General features: G+C 63.2%; 18 protein-coding genes. 7 read left to right on the top strand and 11 right to left on the bottom strand.

Annotated features, from left to right (window positions below; all coding sequences use genetic code 11):
* Window positions 1-26: 26 nt before the first annotated feature.
* Both LN996_RS12380 and LN996_RS12375 read right to left on the bottom strand, forming a co-directional pair.
* Window positions 27-1,169 (bottom strand): alpha-D-ribose 1-methylphosphonate 5-triphosphate diphosphatase, encoded by a 1,143-nt coding sequence (locus tag LN996_RS12380; protein WP_231340681.1) that lies wholly within the window; start codon window positions 1,167-1,169, stop codon window positions 27-29.
* Window positions 1,163-1,879, bottom strand: a complete 717-nt coding sequence (locus tag LN996_RS12375; protein WP_231340680.1) for a GntR family transcriptional regulator — start codon at window positions 1,877-1,879, stop codon at window positions 1,163-1,165. Before LN996_RS12375 ends, LN996_RS12380 begins: the two co-directional genes overlap by 7 nt.
* A gap of 180 nt (window positions 1,880-2,059) precedes the next feature.
* On the opposite strand from LN996_RS12375, the gene LN996_RS12370 reads away from it, so the two are divergent.
* The 6 genes from LN996_RS12370 to LN996_RS12345 are packed head-to-tail and all read left to right on the top strand — an operon-like array spanning window position 2,060 to window position 9,359.
* Window positions 2,060-2,731, top strand: coding sequence for a phosphonatase-like hydrolase (locus tag LN996_RS12370; RefSeq protein WP_231340679.1), 672 nt, complete (start codon window positions 2,060-2,062; stop codon window positions 2,729-2,731).
* 38 nt (window positions 2,732-2,769) lie between these two features.
* Complete coding sequence (locus LN996_RS12365) at window positions 2,770-3,726, top strand: phosphate/phosphite/phosphonate ABC transporter substrate-binding protein (RefSeq protein ID WP_231340678.1); 957 nt, start codon at window positions 2,770-2,772, stop codon at window positions 3,724-3,726.
* A 2-nt stretch (window positions 3,727-3,728) separates the two neighbouring features.
* Complete coding sequence (gene phnC, locus LN996_RS12360; protein ID WP_231340693.1) at window positions 3,729-4,544, top strand: phosphonate ABC transporter ATP-binding protein; 816 nt, start codon at window positions 3,729-3,731, stop codon at window positions 4,542-4,544.
* Window positions 4,541-6,214: a phosphonate ABC transporter, permease protein PhnE gene (gene phnE, locus LN996_RS12355; RefSeq protein WP_231340677.1), complete on the top strand. Its 1,674-nt coding sequence runs from the start codon at window positions 4,541-4,543 to the stop codon at window positions 6,212-6,214. The genes phnC and phnE overlap by 4 nt, the downstream gene beginning before the upstream one ends.
* Window positions 6,190-7,281: a zinc-binding dehydrogenase gene (locus LN996_RS12350; RefSeq protein ID WP_231340676.1), complete on the top strand. Its 1,092-nt coding sequence runs from the start codon at window positions 6,190-6,192 to the stop codon at window positions 7,279-7,281. The genes phnE and LN996_RS12350 overlap by 25 nt, the downstream gene beginning before the upstream one ends.
* Window positions 7,278-9,359: an alkaline phosphatase gene (locus tag LN996_RS12345; RefSeq protein WP_231340675.1), complete on the top strand. Its 2,082-nt coding sequence runs from the start codon at window positions 7,278-7,280 to the stop codon at window positions 9,357-9,359. Before LN996_RS12350 ends, LN996_RS12345 begins: the two co-directional genes overlap by 4 nt.
* A gap of 109 nt (window positions 9,360-9,468) precedes the next feature.
* Here the strand turns inward: LN996_RS12345 and LN996_RS12340 are convergent, their stop codons facing one another.
* The 5 genes from LN996_RS12340 to LN996_RS12320 all read right to left on the bottom strand — a co-directional run bounded on the left by LN996_RS12340 (window position 9,469) and on the right by LN996_RS12320 (window position 14,616).
* A complete protein-coding gene (locus LN996_RS12340) occupies window positions 9,469-10,200 on the bottom strand; it encodes an aspartate/glutamate racemase family protein (RefSeq protein WP_231340674.1) in 732 nt (243 codons plus the stop codon).
* Window positions 10,201-10,208: 8 nt separating this feature from the next.
* Entirely contained in the window at window positions 10,209-11,648 is a 1,440-nt protein-coding gene (locus LN996_RS12335) for an amidohydrolase family protein (RefSeq protein ID WP_231340673.1), read from the bottom strand.
* Between the two features lie 27 nt (window positions 11,649-11,675).
* Window positions 11,676-12,491, bottom strand: a complete 816-nt coding sequence (locus tag LN996_RS12330) for an aspartate/glutamate racemase family protein (RefSeq protein WP_231340672.1) — start codon at window positions 12,489-12,491, stop codon at window positions 11,676-11,678.
* Complete coding sequence (locus LN996_RS12325; RefSeq protein WP_231340671.1) at window positions 12,488-13,171, bottom strand: GntR family transcriptional regulator; 684 nt, start codon at window positions 13,169-13,171, stop codon at window positions 12,488-12,490. The genes LN996_RS12330 and LN996_RS12325 overlap by 4 nt, the downstream gene beginning before the upstream one ends.
* 104 nt (window positions 13,172-13,275) lie before the next feature.
* Window positions 13,276-14,616, bottom strand: a complete 1,341-nt coding sequence (locus LN996_RS12320; protein WP_231340670.1) for an MFS transporter — start codon at window positions 14,614-14,616, stop codon at window positions 13,276-13,278.
* A gap of 384 nt (window positions 14,617-15,000) precedes the next feature.
* Here LN996_RS12320 and LN996_RS12315 point away from each other — a divergent pair, with 384 nt between their 5' ends.
* A complete protein-coding gene (locus tag LN996_RS12315; protein ID WP_308102720.1) occupies window positions 15,001-15,243 on the top strand; it encodes a carboxymuconolactone decarboxylase family protein in 243 nt (80 codons plus the stop codon).
* A gap of 40 nt (window positions 15,244-15,283) precedes the next feature.
* Here LN996_RS12315 and LN996_RS23785 read toward each other — a convergent pair whose 3' ends face one another.
* From LN996_RS23785 to LN996_RS12295, 4 genes are read right to left on the bottom strand one after another with little or no spacing between them, the layout of a single operon-like run.
* The gene (locus tag LN996_RS23785) at window positions 15,284-16,051 is read right to left on the bottom strand and encodes a 4'-phosphopantetheinyl transferase superfamily protein (protein WP_231340668.1); all 768 of its coding nucleotides are present in this window, start codon (window positions 16,049-16,051) and stop codon (window positions 15,284-15,286) included.
* A complete protein-coding gene (locus LN996_RS12305) occupies window positions 16,048-16,848 on the bottom strand; it encodes an ABC transporter permease (protein WP_231340667.1) in 801 nt (266 codons plus the stop codon). The genes LN996_RS23785 and LN996_RS12305 overlap by 4 nt, the downstream gene beginning before the upstream one ends.
* On the bottom strand, window positions 16,845-17,819 hold the full coding sequence (locus tag LN996_RS12300) for an ATP-binding cassette domain-containing protein (protein WP_231340666.1): 975 nt from the start codon (window positions 17,817-17,819) through the stop codon (window positions 16,845-16,847). Before LN996_RS12300 ends, LN996_RS12305 begins: the two co-directional genes overlap by 4 nt.
* Window positions 17,816-18,028: an MbtH family protein gene (locus LN996_RS12295; RefSeq protein ID WP_231340665.1), complete on the bottom strand. Its 213-nt coding sequence runs from the start codon at window positions 18,026-18,028 to the stop codon at window positions 17,816-17,818. The genes LN996_RS12300 and LN996_RS12295 overlap by 4 nt, the downstream gene beginning before the upstream one ends.
* Between the last annotated feature and the right edge of the window lie 56 nt (window positions 18,029-18,084).

Below are 18,084 nucleotides of genomic sequence, written 5' to 3'. Positions count from 1 at the left end.
TTACCAAGCTGCGACCGTTGGTTGCTTTATGCTGCCGTGAATGTCCGGGTGACGCGTGGGTACTCGGAGGAGTCTGAGCAGAGCAGGAGGTCTGCCCTGCGGCCTGGCGCCAGTTGTCCCCGATCGTGGAGGCCTGTTGCTGCGGCCGGCGCAGAGGTGATCATGCCGATGGCCGCAGGAAGCGTGGCATGGCCCAGCCTGGCCAGTTCGAAGGCGGCCGGCAGCAGGCTCGACGGCAGGTAGTCGGAGGCCAGGATGTGCAGGACGCCGTGCTGTGCCAACTCTGCGGCGGAAACATTTCCTGAGTGGGACCCGCCCAGCAGGATGTTGGGTGCCCCGGCTACGTTGGCGACGCCCTGTGCGGCCGCGTGCCTGGCTGCCTGGATTGTGGTGGGGAACTCGGCGATGGTGGCGTGCCGGGCGATGAGGTCATCGATTTCGTCAGGAGACGTAGGGTCGTGCCCCATGAGCTTGATGGACCCGTCCGCGGCCAGACTGCTCAGCCACCCCAGGGTCTGCTCCCGGAGGGGGATCTGCTCATCCCTTTCGGCCACCAGCAGGTCAACGTGATGCCTGGCGCTGGCCGCCGTCATCTGCTGGGCGTCCTGCAGCCACCGTTCCATGACCGAGCGGTCCTTGTACTGGCCTTGTCCTGGTGTGTGGTCCTCGTAGGACACCAGCGGGGTTCCGGGTTGCCCGGCAATCTGTTCGCGAAAGAGGTCAATGCCTCCGGGGCACCGAACGTCCAGCCGGTGCAGGACCCGATGGTCCATTCTTGGTTCGGGGTAGGCCTGTAAAGCGTGCTGTATTTCCGGTGCCTGCGGGGACTTGATGGGAATACCTACCGCTGACTTCAGCTGGAAGGACATGGCGTGGAAGGCGGTGGTGACCCCTGCCGCGAGCAGGTTGCTCTCGGCGGCGTGGAGGGCCAGCGGAACGGGAACGACGGCGCCGGGCCGGGGGCGGCACTCCCTCGCAAGGGCGTCGCTGTGGACGTCGACCAGGCCGGGCAGGCAGAGCTGTCCGCGTCCATCGACGTCGGCCCGTGTTCCGCTGCGGTGCGGGCCGACGTCTTCGATGACGCCGCCGGATACGCTGACCAGCTGGTCCTCGAGGATGCCCTCGGGCGTGACGGCGCGGACATGTCCAAGGGTGTAGCTGTTCAGCATTGGCCCAGTTCCGTCACTACGTCGAAGACGTCGGGCCTGAGGTAGCTCTCCACATATTCCAGCCTTTTTCCCGACTCCGAGCAAGAGATCAGGCCGCGCAGCAGGATCTGCGGCGGCCTTCCCCTGAGCCCGAGGGTCTCGGAAATTTCGTTGGGCGGCGATGAGAGGCGGCTTTGGCTCCATTGGCGATGCGGGGAGTAGCCGTAGTGCCGGCGCAGGACGCCATCCAACGATCCATCGACGGCAAGGATGGCGGCCAAGCGGGGGACAGCGGCGGAAGGAAGTACTGAGATGGCCGTACTGACGGGCATGTCATCGATGTACCGAACCCGTTCCAAAACCGTGACTTTGGAACCTGCCTCCAGCCCCAGGATGTCCCGTTCCTCCGGGCTTGCCTGCCGTATCACCGGCTTGGAGTTGATGGTTCGGGGGTCCGCGCCGGCGGCACGGACCGTCTGCGTAAAGGACGGAGCCAGATCGCGGCTGATCCGGTACTCAACCCGCTGGGTACGGAACGTGCCGCTTCCCTTCACTTTGCGGATGAGCCAGCGTCGCTCCAGTTCGTCCAATGCGGCCCGGATCGTTTGCCTGTTGACCCCGAAGATGTTGCCAAGATCGTGCTCCGACGGCAGGGCGCGATTGACCGGAACATCGGAGAATTGCTCCATGATCTGTTCGGACAACTTTAGGTAGATGGGTTCGGACTGCATGAGGCAATCATAGCCTGCCCGGGTGCATGCTTCGTTGAAAAATAAGGGATTAATGGCTGATGAACAATCGGAGAACGGTCCAGAATCTGTCTATACAGATTTATTTTTAAGGGCATGCTGGATGCAGCTGCACTGCGTATGACTAAACATCGCAGGACCAAACACTCAGGAGTACCACCAATGATCAAACTCGTGTGCCTCGATATGGCCGGAACAACAGTCCAGGACGGCGGCGTCGTCAAGGAATCATTCATTTCCGCAGTTACTGACATGGGCCTTGCATCAGGCTCGCCGGCAGCCCGCGATGCTGTGCAATATGCCTTGGACACCATGGGTCAGAGCAAGATCGATGTCTTCATGGAGATCTTTGGCGGGGACTCCGCAGCCGCCGGGAAAGCCAATGGCATGTTCGAGGCCGCCTATGAAAGGAACATCGCCTCGCTGGGAGTCAGCGCGATCTCAGGTGCGGCCCAAACCATCAGAAGCCTGAGGCAGGCCGGGGTAAAGGTCGTCCTGACCACAGGATTCTCGCCCGTTACCCGGGACCGCCTGATCACCTCCCTCGGGTGGGAAGGCTTGGTCGACGACGCACTTTCCCCCGCTGATGCGGGTCGTGGGCGCCCGGCACCGGACATGATTCTGACAGCGATGCTGCGGTTGGGGATCGACGACGTCCGCGAGATCGCCGTGGCAGGCGACACCACCAGCGACCTGCTGGCCGGAACGCGGTCCGGTGCATCGGTGGTGGCCGGCGTACTCACCGGTGCCCACACCAGGGAAGACCTCCAGACTGCGCCCCACACCCACATCCTCAATTCCGTCACAGAACTGCCCGGCGCCCTGCTTTCCTAGGCCGCACCCCCTCACAAAGCTCCAGAACAGGATTCCCAATGAATTTCAAAGCCCTGTCCGCGTCAGTAGTTGGCTTGGCGAGCGTGGTGCTCCTCTCGGGATGCGCCTCAGCCAGTGAGCCCCAACAGTCAAGCGGGTTCCCTTCGGAGATCGTTATCGGTGCGATCCCGAATGAGAACTCCACGGACCTCACCGGAACCTACGAGCCCTTGATCAAGATGATCGAGGCCGAAACCGGCTCCAAGGTCAAGCTCCAGCAGGCCAGCGACTACGCGGGAATTGTTGAAGGAATGATCGCAGACCGGGTTGACATCGCCTTCCTCGGCCCGTTCTCCTATGTGATAGCCACAGCTAACAAGGCAGACATCCAGCCGCTTGGCGCCCTGACCAAAGCAAAGGACACCCCTGCCGGTTATTACTCCTTGGGCATCACCCAGGGCAGCAACGATGCAGTGACCAAGATCGAGGACTTCTCGGGCAAGGACACCTGCTTTGTTGACCCGGGTTCAACCTCCGGCTTCCTCTACCCATCAGCCGGGCTGATCAGTTCGGGTGTCGCCTCCAGTGGCAAGGAATCCGACATCAGCAAAGCGCTCAAACCGATCTACGCAGGCAGCCACGATGCCTCAGCTCTGTCCGTCAAGAGCGGGCAATGCGAGGTGGGCTTTGCCATGCAGTCCATGGTGGAAGACACCCTTCCCGGCAAGGGGGAACTGCAGGCCGGCGAGCTCAAATCAGTCTGGAAATCCGAGATGATTCCGGGTTCTGTCTTCGCGGTCCGCAACAAACTCGGCGATGACGCTGTCGCCAAGCTGACAGCTCTCTTCACTGAGAAAGCCAACGCCGAATACTTCGAGTCCCAGGGATACTGCACAGGCAAGGAATGCCTGATGACCGGCGAACACGCCTGGGGTGTGGTGAAGGCCGGCGACGCCGACTACGACGGCATCCGCAACGTCTGCCTCACCACCAAATCTGAAAAGTGCGAGCCGTGACCATGACCCAGGCTGCAGCAACCGCGGGCTCGGACGCTCAACCCGAACCAGCCATCCGCGTCCGGAAACTCCGCAAGGACTTCGGACCAGTCACTGCACTTCAGGGAATCGACCTGGAGGTGGCCCCCGGCGAACTCACGGTCCTGCTGGGACTCTCCGGCTCAGGCAAATCGACCCTCCTTCGATGCCTGAATGGCCTGAATCCCATCACCGCCGGCGAGGCCACCGTCCTTGGACAGCCGGTCCATGGCATGACCAGCCGCGAGATGCGCAAGCTCCGCTCCAAAATTGGTTTTATCTTCCAGCACTTCAACCTGGTAGGCAGATTGACGTGCTTGGAGAACGTGCTGATCGGAGCGTCCGGACGGATACCGGGACCACGCTATGGAATCCTCAGCTATTCCCGCGCCCAGCGGCGTGAGGCGCTGACACATCTTTCGAGGGTGGGGCTGGGACAACACGCGTTTCAGAGGGCCGACTCGCTGTCCGGCGGCCAGCAGCAGCGCGTGGCCATAGCACGGGCCCTGATGCAAAAACCCGAACTGATCCTCGCCGATGAGCCGGTAGCATCGCTGGACCCCGAAAACGCTGCCAACGTGATGGATCTGCTGTTCCAGATCTGCCTTGAGAACAAGATCACCGTCCTCTGCACGCTGCATCAGGTGGACCTGGCAATGCACTGGGCCCACAGAATCGTGGGACTTCGGGACGGTGAAAAGGTCCTCGATTCGAACACCGCCGCCTTGTCCCGCGACGATGTCCTGAACGTATACCGGCAACTCCAGCCGGAGGCGGCCCCGGATGGAACCAGGGCATGAAGACTGCCCTGAAACCAGCCGTTGAACCAGCATGTTCGCCGGACAACCAGCAGGCAGCATTTTCCAATGACGTCCTCCGGCCACCGTTCAGCAGGGAAAAGTTCGTTCTCTGGATCGCGTTGGCCGCAATCGCCGGCCTGACAGTGCTCAGTGCACGTCAGATCGACTTCGACCTTGGCGCGCTCGGTGGCGGATTCGAGGACGTCGGCAACTTGCTGGAGCGCATGCTTCCTCCGGAGCTGGATGATCCCCCGCGTGTTGGGGAGCTTCTGGTGGAAACGCTGATGATGGCACTGCTGGGAACAGTCCTGGCAACGATCATTTCCATACCACTGGCCTTCCTCGCTGCCTCGAACACCACCCCGCATCCGGCAGTACACCATGCAGCGCGCATGATCATCACCATGTGCAGGGCGATCCCGGACCTCGTGTTCGCTGTGCTGTTTGTGCGGGCGTTGGGTATCGGTGTCCTGCCCGGCATCCTGGCACTCGGCCTGCACTCGGTGGGCATGATGGCCAAGCTCTTCGCAGATGCGATCGAGCAGATCGATGAAGGGCCCAGGGAAGCAGTACGGGCAACCGGCGCCGGACGGCTCACGGAGTTGGTCAGCGCAGTGCTGCCGCAAATCACGCCGGCGTGGATCGGCACCTTCATCTACCGGGTGGACATCAATCTCCGGACCTCCGTGGTCCTTGGCTTCGTGGGAGCAGGAGGCATCGGCTTCGCCCTGCAGGACGCCCTCCGCGGGCTGATGTACCAGAGCGCCATGGGTATCATCCTGGTTATTTTGCTCATCATCGCTGCCATGGAGTATCTTGCCGTCGCATTGCGCCGAACCCTTCTGGATGCAGCCGCCGATGGAGCGGCAGCGCCGGCCGTTCCCGGTCCCTCGGTTCGGCCACCTTGGACCAAGGGGCGCACGGTTCGCGGCTTGTGCGCAGCGGTGACAGTTGCCGCCGTCGTGGTTTCCGTCATCTATCTGGGCATCGACCCCTTGGCGCCCATCAAGCAGTTCACGGACCTTGTTTCAGTGTTTGGGCGGCTGATGCCGCCATCGGTGGATGGCCTACAGAATGCCTTGCTGAAAGCGGTGGGAGAGACCTTGGCCATCGGGCTCGTGGCGACAGTGGTCGGAGCCGCGGCGGCCATCCCCATGGGGATCCTGGCCGCCCGGAATGTCTCTCCATCCGTCCACACGTACCACTCAGCCAGAGCCATCATCCTGGTCGTTCGCGCCATCCCCGAGCTCATTCTGGCCGTGATTTTCGTAGCGGCCATCGGACTTGGACCCATGGCCGGCGCCATGGCACTGGGAGTAGGCACCATCGGATTCCTCGGCAAGCTCGTGGCCGATTCAGTGGAAGAAATCCCCGGCGGGCCGCTCGAGGCGGTCCGTGCTGCCGGAGGGGGGTGGTGGGACGTGCTGTTCGCGGCTGTGATCCCGCAGACACTGCCGCAACTCACAGGCCAATGGCTGTACATGCTGGACGTGAACATACGCACATCAACGGTCCTGGGAATCGTTGGCGCCGGCGGCATCGGCTTCCTCCTCATGGAATCCGTCCGCACACTCAACTTCGACGTCGCCGGCAGCATCATCCTGATCATTTTCTTCATCGTCTTCGCGATCGAAAGGCTCTCTGCATGGATACGCAGACTCTTCCGCTGACCGCATCCGCCCAGGTATGGACCGGTGGAAGCGACTTCCGCAACCTCAGCGTGGACCTGCCCGAACTGGCTCATGGCGAGGCGATGGCAACCATTGATCTCGCAACCATTTGCGGCTCGGACATCCACACGATTTCCGGACGACGTTCCGGACCCCACCCCGGCATTCTTGGGCACGAGGCCGTTGGCAGAATCACCAGCATTGGCCCCGGCGGGATACAGGACTTCAAGGGCAGGCAACTTCAGCCAGGCGACAGGGTGATCTGGAGCGTTACCGTCGCCTGCGGCCAATGCGCCAGATGCCGGGCAGGCGTCACGGCGAAATGCGTCGAGCTGCTCAAGACCGGCCATGAACCGCTCGACGGCGTTTGGGGTTTGTCAGGCGGCTACTCGTCCCACATCCATCTTCGCCGCGGCATCACCATGGTGTCGGTCCCGGAGACGGTGAGCGATGCGGCGGCCGCGCCCGTCGCGTGCGCCACCGCAACAGTGATGGCTGTGGTGGAAGCCGCCGGCATGCTTGCAGGCAAACGCGTCCTCGTCAGTGGTGCAGGAATGCTGGGAATCGTTGCCTGCGCTGTCGCCCAGCACCGGGGAGCATCAGCCGTGCATGTCCGGGACATCAATCCGGAACGGCTCGCGCTGGCCCAGGAGTTCGGAGCGACGGACGCAGCCGCACCCAACGCGGACCGCACGCGCCTTGCCGTGGACATCGCAATTGACGTGTCCGGCGCAGCCCAAGCCGTGGAGTCTGCCCTGGGAGCCTTGGACATCTCAGGTCGCTTGGTCTTGGCCGGCTCGGTCTCGCCGGGCCCGGCTGTGTCCTTCGATCCCGAAAGGATGGTCCGGTCCCTGCTGACCATTACCGGCGTCCACAACTACGAGCCCAGGCACCTTCAAGAAGCCATGGATTTCGTCAACGAAACCCGGGACACCTACCAGTGGGACGCGCTGGTGGAGGAACCCCGCGCCCTCGCAGAACTCCCGTTCGTCATGCAACCGCCCACCGGGCGATCACTCAGGAAATCGGTAACCCCCAACGTTGGAACAATAAGGAGAACATCATGACCACCCACAAATCAGTTGGACGACGCGGCTTCCTTGGGGGAGGACTCGCCTCAGCCGGGTTGACAATCGCCGCGACCGTGCCGGCGTCGATCCCGGCGCATGCCGCTGGTGGTGCGCCGATCCGCGCGGCAGTGCTGGAGTTCAACGATCCCTGGACCAAGGCAACCGGCCTGGGGGAGCTGCTGCGCCGGGCCGGGGCAACCGTGATCACCCTCGATCCCGGCCTGCCCGCCACATCGCAAGGCGTCGATCTCATTGCTTTCGGGACGTTCACCAACAACGCGCCCACCTATCTTGACTATGTAGCTGCGCAATCCTCGTCGCTGCGTGATTTTGCGGCAGCCGGCGGCGTGGTGCTGGACATGGCGCAGTCGGACCAGTATTCGCAGAAAGCGTCGTACCTGCCCGCACCGCTGAGCGCCACACGGGCCGACCCGGACCATGACGCCATCTACGCCATGGCGCCCGAACACCCTCTTGTCACGGCGCTGAGGACGGGCATCGACGGTCGGGTCTTGACTGACCGCGCTTCAGCGATCCGCGTCAGCTGGGAAACGTTGGTTGATTGGGAGTCCATGCGGGTGCTGCTCTCCTGCGCCCCCGGGGGCAACCCGAAGCCTCCCGCACTGCTGGAGGGCGCGCACGGAAAGGGCCGGTTCCTGGTGACCAGCCTGACCATCGACAAGTGCTTCAACGCTGCAGGTACAGCCATCCAGCCAGCCACCGCCGTGGGAGATAGTGAAGCGTTCTTTGCCGCGCTGACCAAATACGTCTCCTCCGTAAAGGCAGGGACCGCTCCGGCCGTGGTGCCGACGCCCAAGCCCAAGGAACCGGCCGCCGGACCCATGGTGGGCCACACTACGGATCGGACAACCCGGATCTGGCTTCGCCCCGGCCGGGACCACCACGCCATTCCACGGTGGGAATGCACGGTCCGTAACCAAAAGGGCAAGGAAGAGCGGGTGCAGGCCACCCTCACCAGCGCGAACGATTACAGCCTGATCTTCGAAGTGGATAAGTTGCACCCCGGAACGCGGTACACGTTCACGATCGTTCCCGTCACCGGCGATCCGGAGTTCACCCCACTGATAGGTGCTTTCACCACTGCCCCGTCGGACAACTCCAAGGCCAAGGTGGTCATGGGCGTCGGTTCCTGTGCCCCCTCCGGCTCGGACGCCGTCTGGGACCGCATCCTGGCGGAGGGGTGCGACAGCTTCGTTTTCATGGGAGACACCCCTTACATCGACTCCGTTGATTTGCAGTTCGCCCGCCAGCGCCACCGCGAGTTCCTTCAGGTTCCCGAACTGGCACGGCTGGTCCGCTCCATTCCGACGTGGGGCACGTGGGACGATCACGACTTTGCGTTCAACGCCAGCCTGGGAGATGTGAAGGGCAAGGTCAACACCCGTACGGCATTCGTCGACTACCGTGCCAACGCCAGCTACGGTCATACAGCTGCCGGGGAACAGCAAACCCGGCGCGACGCCGGCGAAGGCGTCTACACGTCCTTCCGGCGCGGACCCGTGGAAGTGTTCCTCCTGGACCCCCGATGGTTCAGCCGGACCGAGGCAAGCTGGGCCGACGTCGGACAGCCAACATGCCTCGGCGCGACGCAGTGGCAGTGGTTCCAGAAGACCCTGCGTTCCAGTGACGCCACGTTCAAGCTGGTAGTCAGCGGAATGATCTGGGATGACAAGCAGAACGCGGAATCGGACGACTGGGGTACCTTCCCGCACGAACGCGAGGCGATGTTCGACTTCATCAAGGACGAAGAGATTCCCGGCGTCGTCCTTCTCAGCGGCGATATCCACGTATCCCGCGCCTTGAACTACGGTCCCCGCGTCGGATATGACCTCTGGCAATGGATCGTCAGCCCGCTGCACGACCGCACCATCGCGAGCCTCAACGTTCCACACCCTGCGCTGGTGCACAGCGCGGTTGAGCCGAACGTCTTTGCCCGGATCGAGGCTGACACCACTGTGAAGCCCGCAACCCTGAAAGCAACGTGGATCAACCGTGCCGGCGAGCGGATCTTCGAGGTCGCCACGACGTCCACGCAGCTCGGGCATCGCCACTAACCAGCTGTGATGGCTGACTCTGGCCGGCAACCACCGCAACAGGACACGACGTCGGCACCCACTGTGAGTGCCGACGTCGTGCCGACCTATGCAGGGCTGACCGGGCCCGCTAGGGACGGGCGAGCAATGTGCCCCACTTCGGGTCCAGCAGCGGGGCGCCGGCCAGTTTCAACGTGTGCCATAACGTGACCGCAACGGAATCGAGAACGGGTACTCCGGTGAGGTTTTCCACCTCCGCGGTGATGTTGGCGCCGTACAGGTTGGTGCACAGGAAGACCAAGGCGTCCGGGTGTGAAGCAGCCAACTCCAGGGAGCCTGGCAGCATTTCTGTATCAGTCACGCGCGCGAAGGATTCGTTGTTGCTGAGGTCCAGGTGCCGGTGGCCGATGGTCTTGATTCCCTCTCGGGCGTAGGAGGAGATCACCGCTTCATTCACATCCGCCGTGTAGGGCGTGAACAGGCCGATTCGTTCGGTCCTGAAGGTTTCAAACGCGTGAAGGTATGCGAGCGTGGAGGTGGTGGCAGGGATGCCGGTGGCCTCGGTGATTTCTCCGACCATCGCTTGATCGTGGGCAGCGCCAAGCCAGGATCCTGACGTGCCATTCCATGCGATGACATCCACGTCAGCGGTCGCCAATAGTTCGGCGGCGGCTCGCATGACGGAGGAGTCGAACTGCTTGTCCGAGGAATCGTCCAGGGCGATGCGCGTGACGGGGATGCGGGTCGAGTGAATGGTGACATCGCGGCGGTCACCGAGAATCCTGTAGGTCTGCGGTTCAAGGCAAGTGTTGGAGGACGGCACGATCATGCCAATGCGGGTGGGGCGGCTGGTGGAAGGCACGGTGTCTCCTAGGCAGTCAACGATGCAGCGGACAGGGGAACGGGAACGGCAAGAGCGTCGCGGTGTGCCGTGAACCCGTTCCGGGCGACGAAACGGCCCACCGGGCCGGGATCGTGGAAACCGTCTTCGTCCAGGACCACGCGCCCGGCAGAAACCACGACGGCGGGCCAGCCGTTAAGCGTCAACCCATCGAAAGGCGAGAAGTCGGTTCCCTGGTGCAGCGCACCGCCGTCGACCGTCTGTTGCGTGGCGGGATCGAAGATCACGAGGTCGGCGTCGAAGCCTTCCACAATGGCGCCTTTTTGAGGCACAGCGTTGATCCGGGCTGGCCCGGCGGAGAACACCTCGACGAAATCCTCAACGGAGCCACCGGATTCGGTGACCAGCGCCGTGAACGTTACTGGCATGCGCGTTTCAACCCCGGGGAGGCCGTGCGGCATGTAGCGGACGTCGTCGGTACGCTCGCGTTTCTGGGAGAGGTCGTAGCAGGAGTGATCCGAAGACACGGTATGGACGGACCCTGCTGCGAGGCGGTCCTTAAGGGCGGTAACGGTTTCGGCGCTGCGCATGGGCGGGCAGCAGGCATACCATTCGGGAAAGGCGGAGCCGTAGACGGTGTCATCCAGGGTCAGGTAGTGGGGGCACGTTTCGGAGTAGGCTTCCTGGCCACGCCCGCGGGCCTCGGTCACAAGATCCACGGCGCCGGGTGTCGACTGATGCACGAAGTACACAGGAGCGCCGGTGTATTCGGCCATGGCCAGGGTCTCCTTAACGGAGACTTCCTCAGCCAGCTGCGGACGGGTCCGGTGCAGGTGTTCGATGCCGATCCTGCCATCCGCGGCATGTTGTTCGGTGCAGTCGGAAATGATGGCGTCGTGCTCGGCGTGGATGTACGTGAGCCCGTCCAGGCGCACCATTTCCCGCATGACTTTCAGGACGGTGTCACCGTCGGCCATGGTGGAGCCGCGGTTGGTGGTGTACATCTTCACGGACCGTACGCCTTCGGCGGCGAGCTGTTCCAGCTGCCACGGAACGGTCTCATTCCAACTGACAACAGAGCCGTGCAGGGCAACATCGCAGCGTGACTCGGTGGCGAGGCGTTTCTTGTTCAGCACAGCATCCAGCGGAGATTCCTGGGCGTCGCGGGGGATACCGAAATCGATGATGGTGGTGGTTCCGCCCCAGAGAGCCGCCGTGGACGTGGTCCGGTAGTCATCCAGGGTGCGGAAACGGCCGGTGACTTGGGCGACGTGGCAATGGCCGTCAATACCGCCGGGAATCACCAACAGGCCATGGGCTTCGATGGTTCGGACAGCGGCCGGAACGGGTTCGGAAGCGTCGATGAGTTGGGTGATGAGGCCGTCGTCGACCACTACGTGGGCGGCTCGACGACCGAAGCTGTTGACTACAGTGCCGTTGGCGATGACGAGATCGGGAAGGTGGGACATCAGTGTCCTCCTGGTTCTTGGGTGGGTCTAAAGACTGGGGGACGGGGAATGGTGAGCCGACTGCGCGGTGGCCAAAGCGGCGTCGAGGCTTTCGGAGAGACCTGTGCGGCGCTTGACCGGCGGCGCGGCGAACGAGCCGCCGCGATGGGTGCCGGACTTCAAGGCGACCACTGCCTCGGTCATGCGGATTCCGGCTGAGATGCCATCCACCACGGGGACAGAGATCTGTCCCTCAAGCTCGCGGGCCAGGCCTGCGAGCGGCGCACCGGCCAGGATCACGACGTCGGCACCGTCCTCTTCGACGGCCTGAAGGCTGAGTTCCAGCAGGGTTTCCTTGAAGTCGGCCTGCACGGAGCCGATCGAGTTCAGGCTTTGGTTGATGGATCGGATGGAAGCGAGCCGCCCGCCGAAGCCGAATCGTTCCACGCAGTCCAGGTACCAGGCCTGGATGCGGTCCGAAATGGCGATGATCGAGAACCGGTGGCCCTGAAGGGCCGCCGCGCAGAGGGCAGCCTCGGTGATGCCGATGACGGGCACGTCCACCAGTTCCTTGAGCGCAGGCATGCCTGGATCACCGAAAGCGGCCACGACGACGCCGTCCACGGCGGGACCGCTGCCTTCACGGCCGCGGCCAGTGCCGGCGTCGTGCGCGTAGTCGGCGATCAGCTCGGCTACCGCGCCTGCGGCAATGAGTGCCTCGAATCGGGTCTCGATGTATTCGACGCCGTGTCCGGCGGTGCGCACGATGAGTTCCGTATCCGGTCCTGCCGATCGCAGGGCTTCGGCCTCGATCAGGGCGGTGACGTCGTCACTGATGTTGGGGTTGATGACCAGGAGTTTCATGGTTTCTTCCGTTGCAGCTTGGGCTCGTTGACGCTGGAGTCCTGCGGGAATTGCTCGCGGTATTTGCCGATGTGCGACGCCGATTGGGCGGCGGCACGGTCCGGGTCGCCACTGGCGATGGCGGCGTAGAGGTCGCGGTGTTCCTGGATGAGTTCCGGGAGGTCGCTGACGTGGCGGAACAGCCAGTGCATGCGCCCCTGCAGGGGTTCCAGTGCGGAGCGGAGAAAGTCATTGTTGGCGATGTTGGTGATGGCATCGTGGAATTCGCTGTTGGCGCGGTGGGCTTCGAGGATGGAGCCTTTGGAGAGGCAGCGATCAGCCTCGTCCAACAGTCCGGCCAGATGCTTGAGGTTCTCGGGCGTTGCCCTTTTTGCTGCCAATCGGCAGGCGAGGACTTCCAAGGACTGGCGGACGTCAAAGAGGTCCTCCACGTCCTTGGGGCTCAGGCCACTGACTTCGGAGCCGCGGCCCGCGCGGTCCCTGATGAGGCCTTCCTGCCGCAGCATTCGCAAGGCTTCGCGGATGGGCAGGCGGGAGACGTTGAATTCGGCAGCGAGATCGCGTTCCACCAGCCGGGTGCCGGGCGCGTAGTGCCCCTCGAAAATCCTGGAACGGAGCGCGTCACGCACGGACTCCCGGAGGGGGCGGTCAGTGTTGTTCGTGTCTTCTGCTGTCAGCATGTGGAGCTCCATTTCGTGATGTGTGAGGCAGTGCGCCCGGCGACCCGGCGGGCGTCCGGCCATCCGGCGGTTCAGGACCGTCCGGCCGGCCCGGTCGATGCGAGTTAGACCGGGAGTCGCTTGTTGTAATCCAGGGCCAGGACTGAGATGCCCATGACGACCGCGGATCCAACAAAGTACAGCAGGGCCCAGGTGTAGGAGCCGGTGGCCCCGACAATCAGGCCTACCACAATCGGGGTGACGAATCCGGCAATGTTGCCGCTGAAGTTCATGGCACCACCCAGGACGCCGGCGTTGGTGCGCCCACCCAGGATGGACGGGATGGACCAGAAAAGGCCTACCCAGCGCAGGAAGAACAGGACTACCGAGAGAAGCACGACGGCGGTGATCGGGTCTGCGACTACGGTGACGCCTACGAGGCCGCCCACCACTACGACGCTGGAGATCCCCAGCAGGGTGCGCATGACGCGGTTTGCGGAGGCGCCGGAGGCGCGCCACTTATCGGCGATGATGCCGCCGAGTATTTCGCCGACGAAGCCCGCACCGAAGATGACGAATGTGGACCAGCCTATGGTCTTCAGGTCGAAGCCCTTGGCTTGGGCCAGGTACAGCGGGCCCCAGGTCAGCAGGCCATAGAAGACGCCGTTGAAGCCAAGCCAGCCGAAGCACATGGCCCAGAAGGAACGGAACTTCAGGTAGGGGAGGAGTGCCCGCTTGCCTTGGGCGCCTTCCTTGGCGGCCTCGGCGTCGTCCTCGGCGTGTGAAGCTTCGATGTACGCGGCTTCTGCCTCGTTGACGCCCTTGTGCTGGCGGGGGTTGTCGCGGATGTACCACCAGACTGCCAGACCCATGAGGATGGTTGCGGCACCGGCGATGATGAAGGACATGCGCCAGCTGCCGGTGGAGGCAATCAGCCACGTGATGAGGATGCCTCCCAAGCCTGCGCCGAGGGGAGCTCCGGCGTCGAGGATGGTGGCTCCGCGGCCGCGTTCCTTCTTGTGCATCCAGATGGCGTTCAGTTTGCCACCGGCAGGCATGACGCCGGCTTCGGTGACGCCAATACCAAGTCGGGCGATGAACATGCTCACGAACCCTCCGGCGAAACCGGAGGCAGCAGTCGCCGCGCCCCAGCCGATGCAGGAGGCGGTGACCATCTTGCGGGGGCCGAACTTGTCGATCAGCCAGCCGACGGGGATTTGCATGAGGGCGTAGGTCCAGAAGAAGGCCGACAAGAGGAGCCCGACGAGCTCCGGTGGCAGGTTGAATTCCTTCTGGATGATGGGCAGGGCGACGGAAATGGAGCCGCGGTCGATGTAATTGACTGCGACGAGGACCAGAAGCAGGATGAAGAGTTTCCAGCGAACGTTCGTGCGGCGCTGCACGCCGTTCTCGCCAGGTGTTGGTTCGTTTTCCTGGACTTCCAGGTCGGTGTTTTGGAGAGACACAGCTTCTCCTTCAGTAGGAGTCGGCGGGATGGGATGTCTACGTGATGTCATTTTTGGGGGGGGGTGAGCCGGGCGGGATGCCGCCGCAGCTGGACCCGTCCGGCGGCAACTGTTGCGGTCCCAGCCTTTCGGTGGGGAGGGGCCGCAGCCGGTAGTGGAGTCCTTTGGGATCCCGTTTTGGGATCCCAAAATCAAAGATAGATGTGACCCGAAGCACTGTCAAGGGTTTTGGTATACAAGCCTTAGGGACCAATTGTGACCGAACAGGGTCCGCTATGCCTTATTCGGGTGGAGACTGGTGGGCACGGAACCAGGGACATGGTCTTGCGTGGAATTGGCGCCGTACCTGGTGCGGGAGCATGACGTACTACTCCGCTGGGGACGATGCCGAGCATGCCCTGGCCGCTTGGGTTTCGGCCTACCGCAAGCACGCCCAGTTCCCGAGACGATCAAGGAACTCGACCGACAAGTCCTGGGTGGAGCACCGTCGCCGCGCTAACGGCAACGGGGAAGGCCGATCAACGCACGTTCCACTTCGATTACGCACGTCAGAACGGCGTCACGGAGGAAGAACTGAAAGAAGCGATCCTCCACCTCTCCTTCTACACCGGATGGCCCACGGCATGAGTGCAATGGCCGTCGCCAAATAAGTGTTCACCGAGGAGAACTAGAGGTAATGCCTGGAGCGCCAGCCGTCCGGGCTTGCAGGAAGCACCTCAGCGGCATCCCGCTGTAGTGGCGGGCCGTAAGCCCTGGCCGTGACGGCAGCCAGGTGTCCGGAGCCTGCCGGGACGGGGTAAACGTCGAGTCCGTGCACCATCGGTTGATCCGGGCAATAGGCCCGAAGAAGACGCCCGGCCGGATCATTGCCTGAAATCAATGACACTGAGGCTGGCTGAACCATGAGCCCAATTCCTGCGGCTTTCAGCACAGCTTCTTTGGCAACCCATTGACGCATTCTTGACTGTACGTCGGCCTCGCCGATGAAAGCCGCCGCTGGGGGGTTAAGAACGTAGTCGTCAAAGCCGTCGAACAGCTCAGCCGGGACGCGTTCCACGTCGGCACCGACGCTGGCTGACTCCGGTCCCACTGCTGCCATCACCAGGCCGCGGCTCCGGGACAGGCTGAGTGACATTCCCGGCAGGACCGTCCGCCCATGCCCCGTGCTATCGCATCCCGGGCACTGACGCGTGATATCCAATGCCGGGGCAGCAAGAGGGTCCAGCCTCAACTGGTGCGCCGCAAGCAGGCGGAGCAGAACATGCGAGGCTGCATAGTCGCGGCTGTCCGCCGTGGTGCGGAACCGTCGTCGTGTGAGCTTTTCTTCCGGAGACAGAAAACGGTCCAGGCCGCCGACGCCGGAACACGCCGCCTCGACGCCGACGGACGGCAGAATCAAGTAGCCGACGCCGGGCGGCAGGGCTTGGGCGCTCACAACTTACTGATGCGGCGGTACTTTGCGATCGCCAGTGGAGCGAACACGGCGATGATGGCAAGGCTGCACGCGACGGCGTACAACAGTGCGTTCCCGGCCGGCCATCCGCCGGGAGCAATGAAACCGGAAGGGGCGGCATTTCCGAAGAGCTCACGCACGGCTGTGGCCACAGACGTCACGGGATTCCACTCGGCGAGGGCCCTCAACGGACCTGGCAGGGACGCCGTCGAAACGAAAGCGCCGGACACGAAGGTGACGGGGAAAAGCCACACAAGACCAAGACTTTGGGCCACTTCGACGCTGCGCGCCGTGAGGGCTATCAGCGCTCCGATCCAAGACACTGCAAACGCGAACAGCAGCAGGACGCCCAAAGCCGCCAGTAATTCCACTGCCCCGGTATTCATCCGCCAGCCGACCGCGACCCCGCAGAGCAAAGTCACCGCGATGGAAACGATGCTCGTGTACAGGTCCGAGGTGGTGCGGCCCAAAATTACCGCCACTCGGGACATGGGGAGTGACCGAAAACGGTCAATCAGCCCCAGCTGAAGATCTTTCGCCAAGTACACAGCGGTAAAAGATGCATTGAACGTCAAGGTCTGGGCCAGAATGCCGCCGATGAGGAAGCTGCGGTACTGGTCCCCGCCCAGGGAACCGCCGAAGACGAAACCCAGAAGCAGGACAAACATGACGGGCTGCACGATTCCTGTGACCAGCGCCCCAGGGGTTCGTAGAACGTTGAGCAGGTTGCGGTGGGCAATGACGGAACTGTCCCGGACAGCGGCAGTGATCGCGCTCATGCGGGTACTCCTTCCTTGCTGGCGTCGTTGTCGGGCTGCTGGCTGCCACCGGTGAGCTGGAGGAAGACGTCGTCCAAGGTCGGACGACGCAGGGACGCTTCGGCAACGGCCAAGGAACGGGCATCCAGTTCGGCCAGGACTCTCACCAGTACCCCGTGGCCACCGGGCGCTGCTACAGAGACGCTCAGCGCGGCAGGATCCACCTCCGGCGCGGCGAGGCCACCGGTGGCCTCCGCCAATACCGCGGAGACCACTGGCAGGTCTGCCCCATCACGCACAGTGATGTCCACACGCTCGGAACCGGCACGGTCTTTGAGCTGGGTGGCGGTGCCCTCGGCGATCACGCTGCCATGGTTGATGACGGCAATGTGGTCTGCCAGCCTGTCCGCCTCTTCCAGGTATTGGGTGGTCAGGAGCACAGTGGTGCCTTGGGACACCAGGCCGGCCACCACGTCCCACGTGTCCAACCGCCCCCGCGGGTCCAGGCCGGTGGTGGGTTCGTCCAGCACCACAACTTTAGGCCTGGCCACCACAGCACCGGCAAGGTCAAGGCGACGCCGCATGCCGCCTGAGAAAGCCCCGGCACGTTTGCCGGCCACGTCCGTGAGTCGGAAGTCGGCCAGCAATTCGTGGGCCCGGGCCGTAGCGTTCCGGCGGTTCATGCCGTAGAGGCGCCCCACCATATGGAGGTTCTCAAAGGCCGTGAGTTTCTCATCCACAGCGGCGTATTGTCCGGACAGTCCCAGGTTGCGTCGTACCTGTTCAGGCTCATGACGGACGGAATGTCCAGCAACCCAGGCATCTCCGGAATCCGGTGCCAGCAGGGTGGTGAGCACCTTGACTGTGGTGGTCTTGCCGGAGCCGTTGGGGCCCAACAGGCCCAGCACAGTCCCTTCGCCCGCGGTGAGCGTCAGGCCATCGAGGGCTCTGAAGGCGCCGTAGGACTTGCGCACATTGTCTAGGCGGATCACTGGCTGGCGGCAAGCTCGGCAACCTTGCGCGGAGCCATATCTGTCCACGTCCGCGACACATAATCCAAACAGGCTTCGCGGCTGTCCGGGCCGAACATGGCAACCCACCCCTTGGGAGTGGCCGCGAATGACGGCCACAGTGAGTGCTGCTGGTATTCGTTCACCAGGACGGAGAAGGTTGCTGAAGTGTCATCAAACGGGTTCGTCACGAGGATTCACCTTTCGGGTTGTTCCGGCGTTAACAGTGCCCCGGGTTCCGAGGCGT

This window comes from Arthrobacter sp. AK01 (assembly GCF_021109375.1).
Taxonomy (GTDB): domain Bacteria; phylum Actinomycetota; class Actinomycetes; order Actinomycetales; family Micrococcaceae; genus Arthrobacter.
This window is presented reverse-complemented; position numbering and strand designations above follow the sequence as displayed.

Excerpts from the sequence above, each read along its gene's own strand:
- LN996_RS12305 (WP_231340667.1), bottom strand. The coding sequence starts at position 16,848 with ATGAGCGCGATCACTGCCGCTGTCCGGGACAGTTCCGTCATTGCCCAC.
- LN996_RS12325 (WP_231340671.1), bottom strand. The coding sequence starts at position 13,171 with ATGCTGACAGCAGAAGACACGAACAACACTGACCGCCCCCTCCGGGAG.
- LN996_RS12345 (WP_231340675.1), top strand. The coding sequence starts at position 7,278 with ATGACCACCCACAAATCAGTTGGACGACGCGGCTTCCTTGGGGGAGGA.
- LN996_RS12370 (WP_231340679.1), top strand. The coding sequence starts at position 2,060 with ATGATCAAACTCGTGTGCCTCGATATGGCCGGAACAACAGTCCAGGAC.
- phnC (WP_231340693.1), top strand. The coding sequence starts at position 3,729 with ATGACCCAGGCTGCAGCAACCGCGGGCTCGGACGCTCAACCCGAACCA.
- LN996_RS12315 (WP_308102720.1), top strand. The coding sequence starts at position 15,001 with ATGCCGAGCATGCCCTGGCCGCTTGGGTTTCGGCCTACCGCAAGCACG.
- LN996_RS12350 (WP_231340676.1), top strand. The coding sequence starts at position 6,190 with ATGGATACGCAGACTCTTCCGCTGACCGCATCCGCCCAGGTATGGACC.
- phnE (WP_231340677.1), top strand. The coding sequence starts at position 4,541 with ATGAAGACTGCCCTGAAACCAGCCGTTGAACCAGCATGTTCGCCGGAC.
- LN996_RS12365 (WP_231340678.1), top strand. The coding sequence starts at position 2,770 with ATGAATTTCAAAGCCCTGTCCGCGTCAGTAGTTGGCTTGGCGAGCGTG.
- LN996_RS12330 (WP_231340672.1), bottom strand. The coding sequence starts at position 12,491 with ATGAAACTCCTGGTCATCAACCCCAACATCAGTGACGACGTCACCGCC.
- LN996_RS12380 (WP_231340681.1), bottom strand. The coding sequence starts at position 1,169 with ATGCTGAACAGCTACACCCTTGGACATGTCCGCGCCGTCACGCCCGAG.
- LN996_RS12335 (WP_231340673.1), bottom strand. The coding sequence starts at position 11,648 with ATGTCCCACCTTCCCGATCTCGTCATCGCCAACGGCACTGTAGTCAAC.
- LN996_RS12375 (WP_231340680.1), bottom strand. The coding sequence starts at position 1,879 with ATGCAGTCCGAACCCATCTACCTAAAGTTGTCCGAACAGATCATGGAG.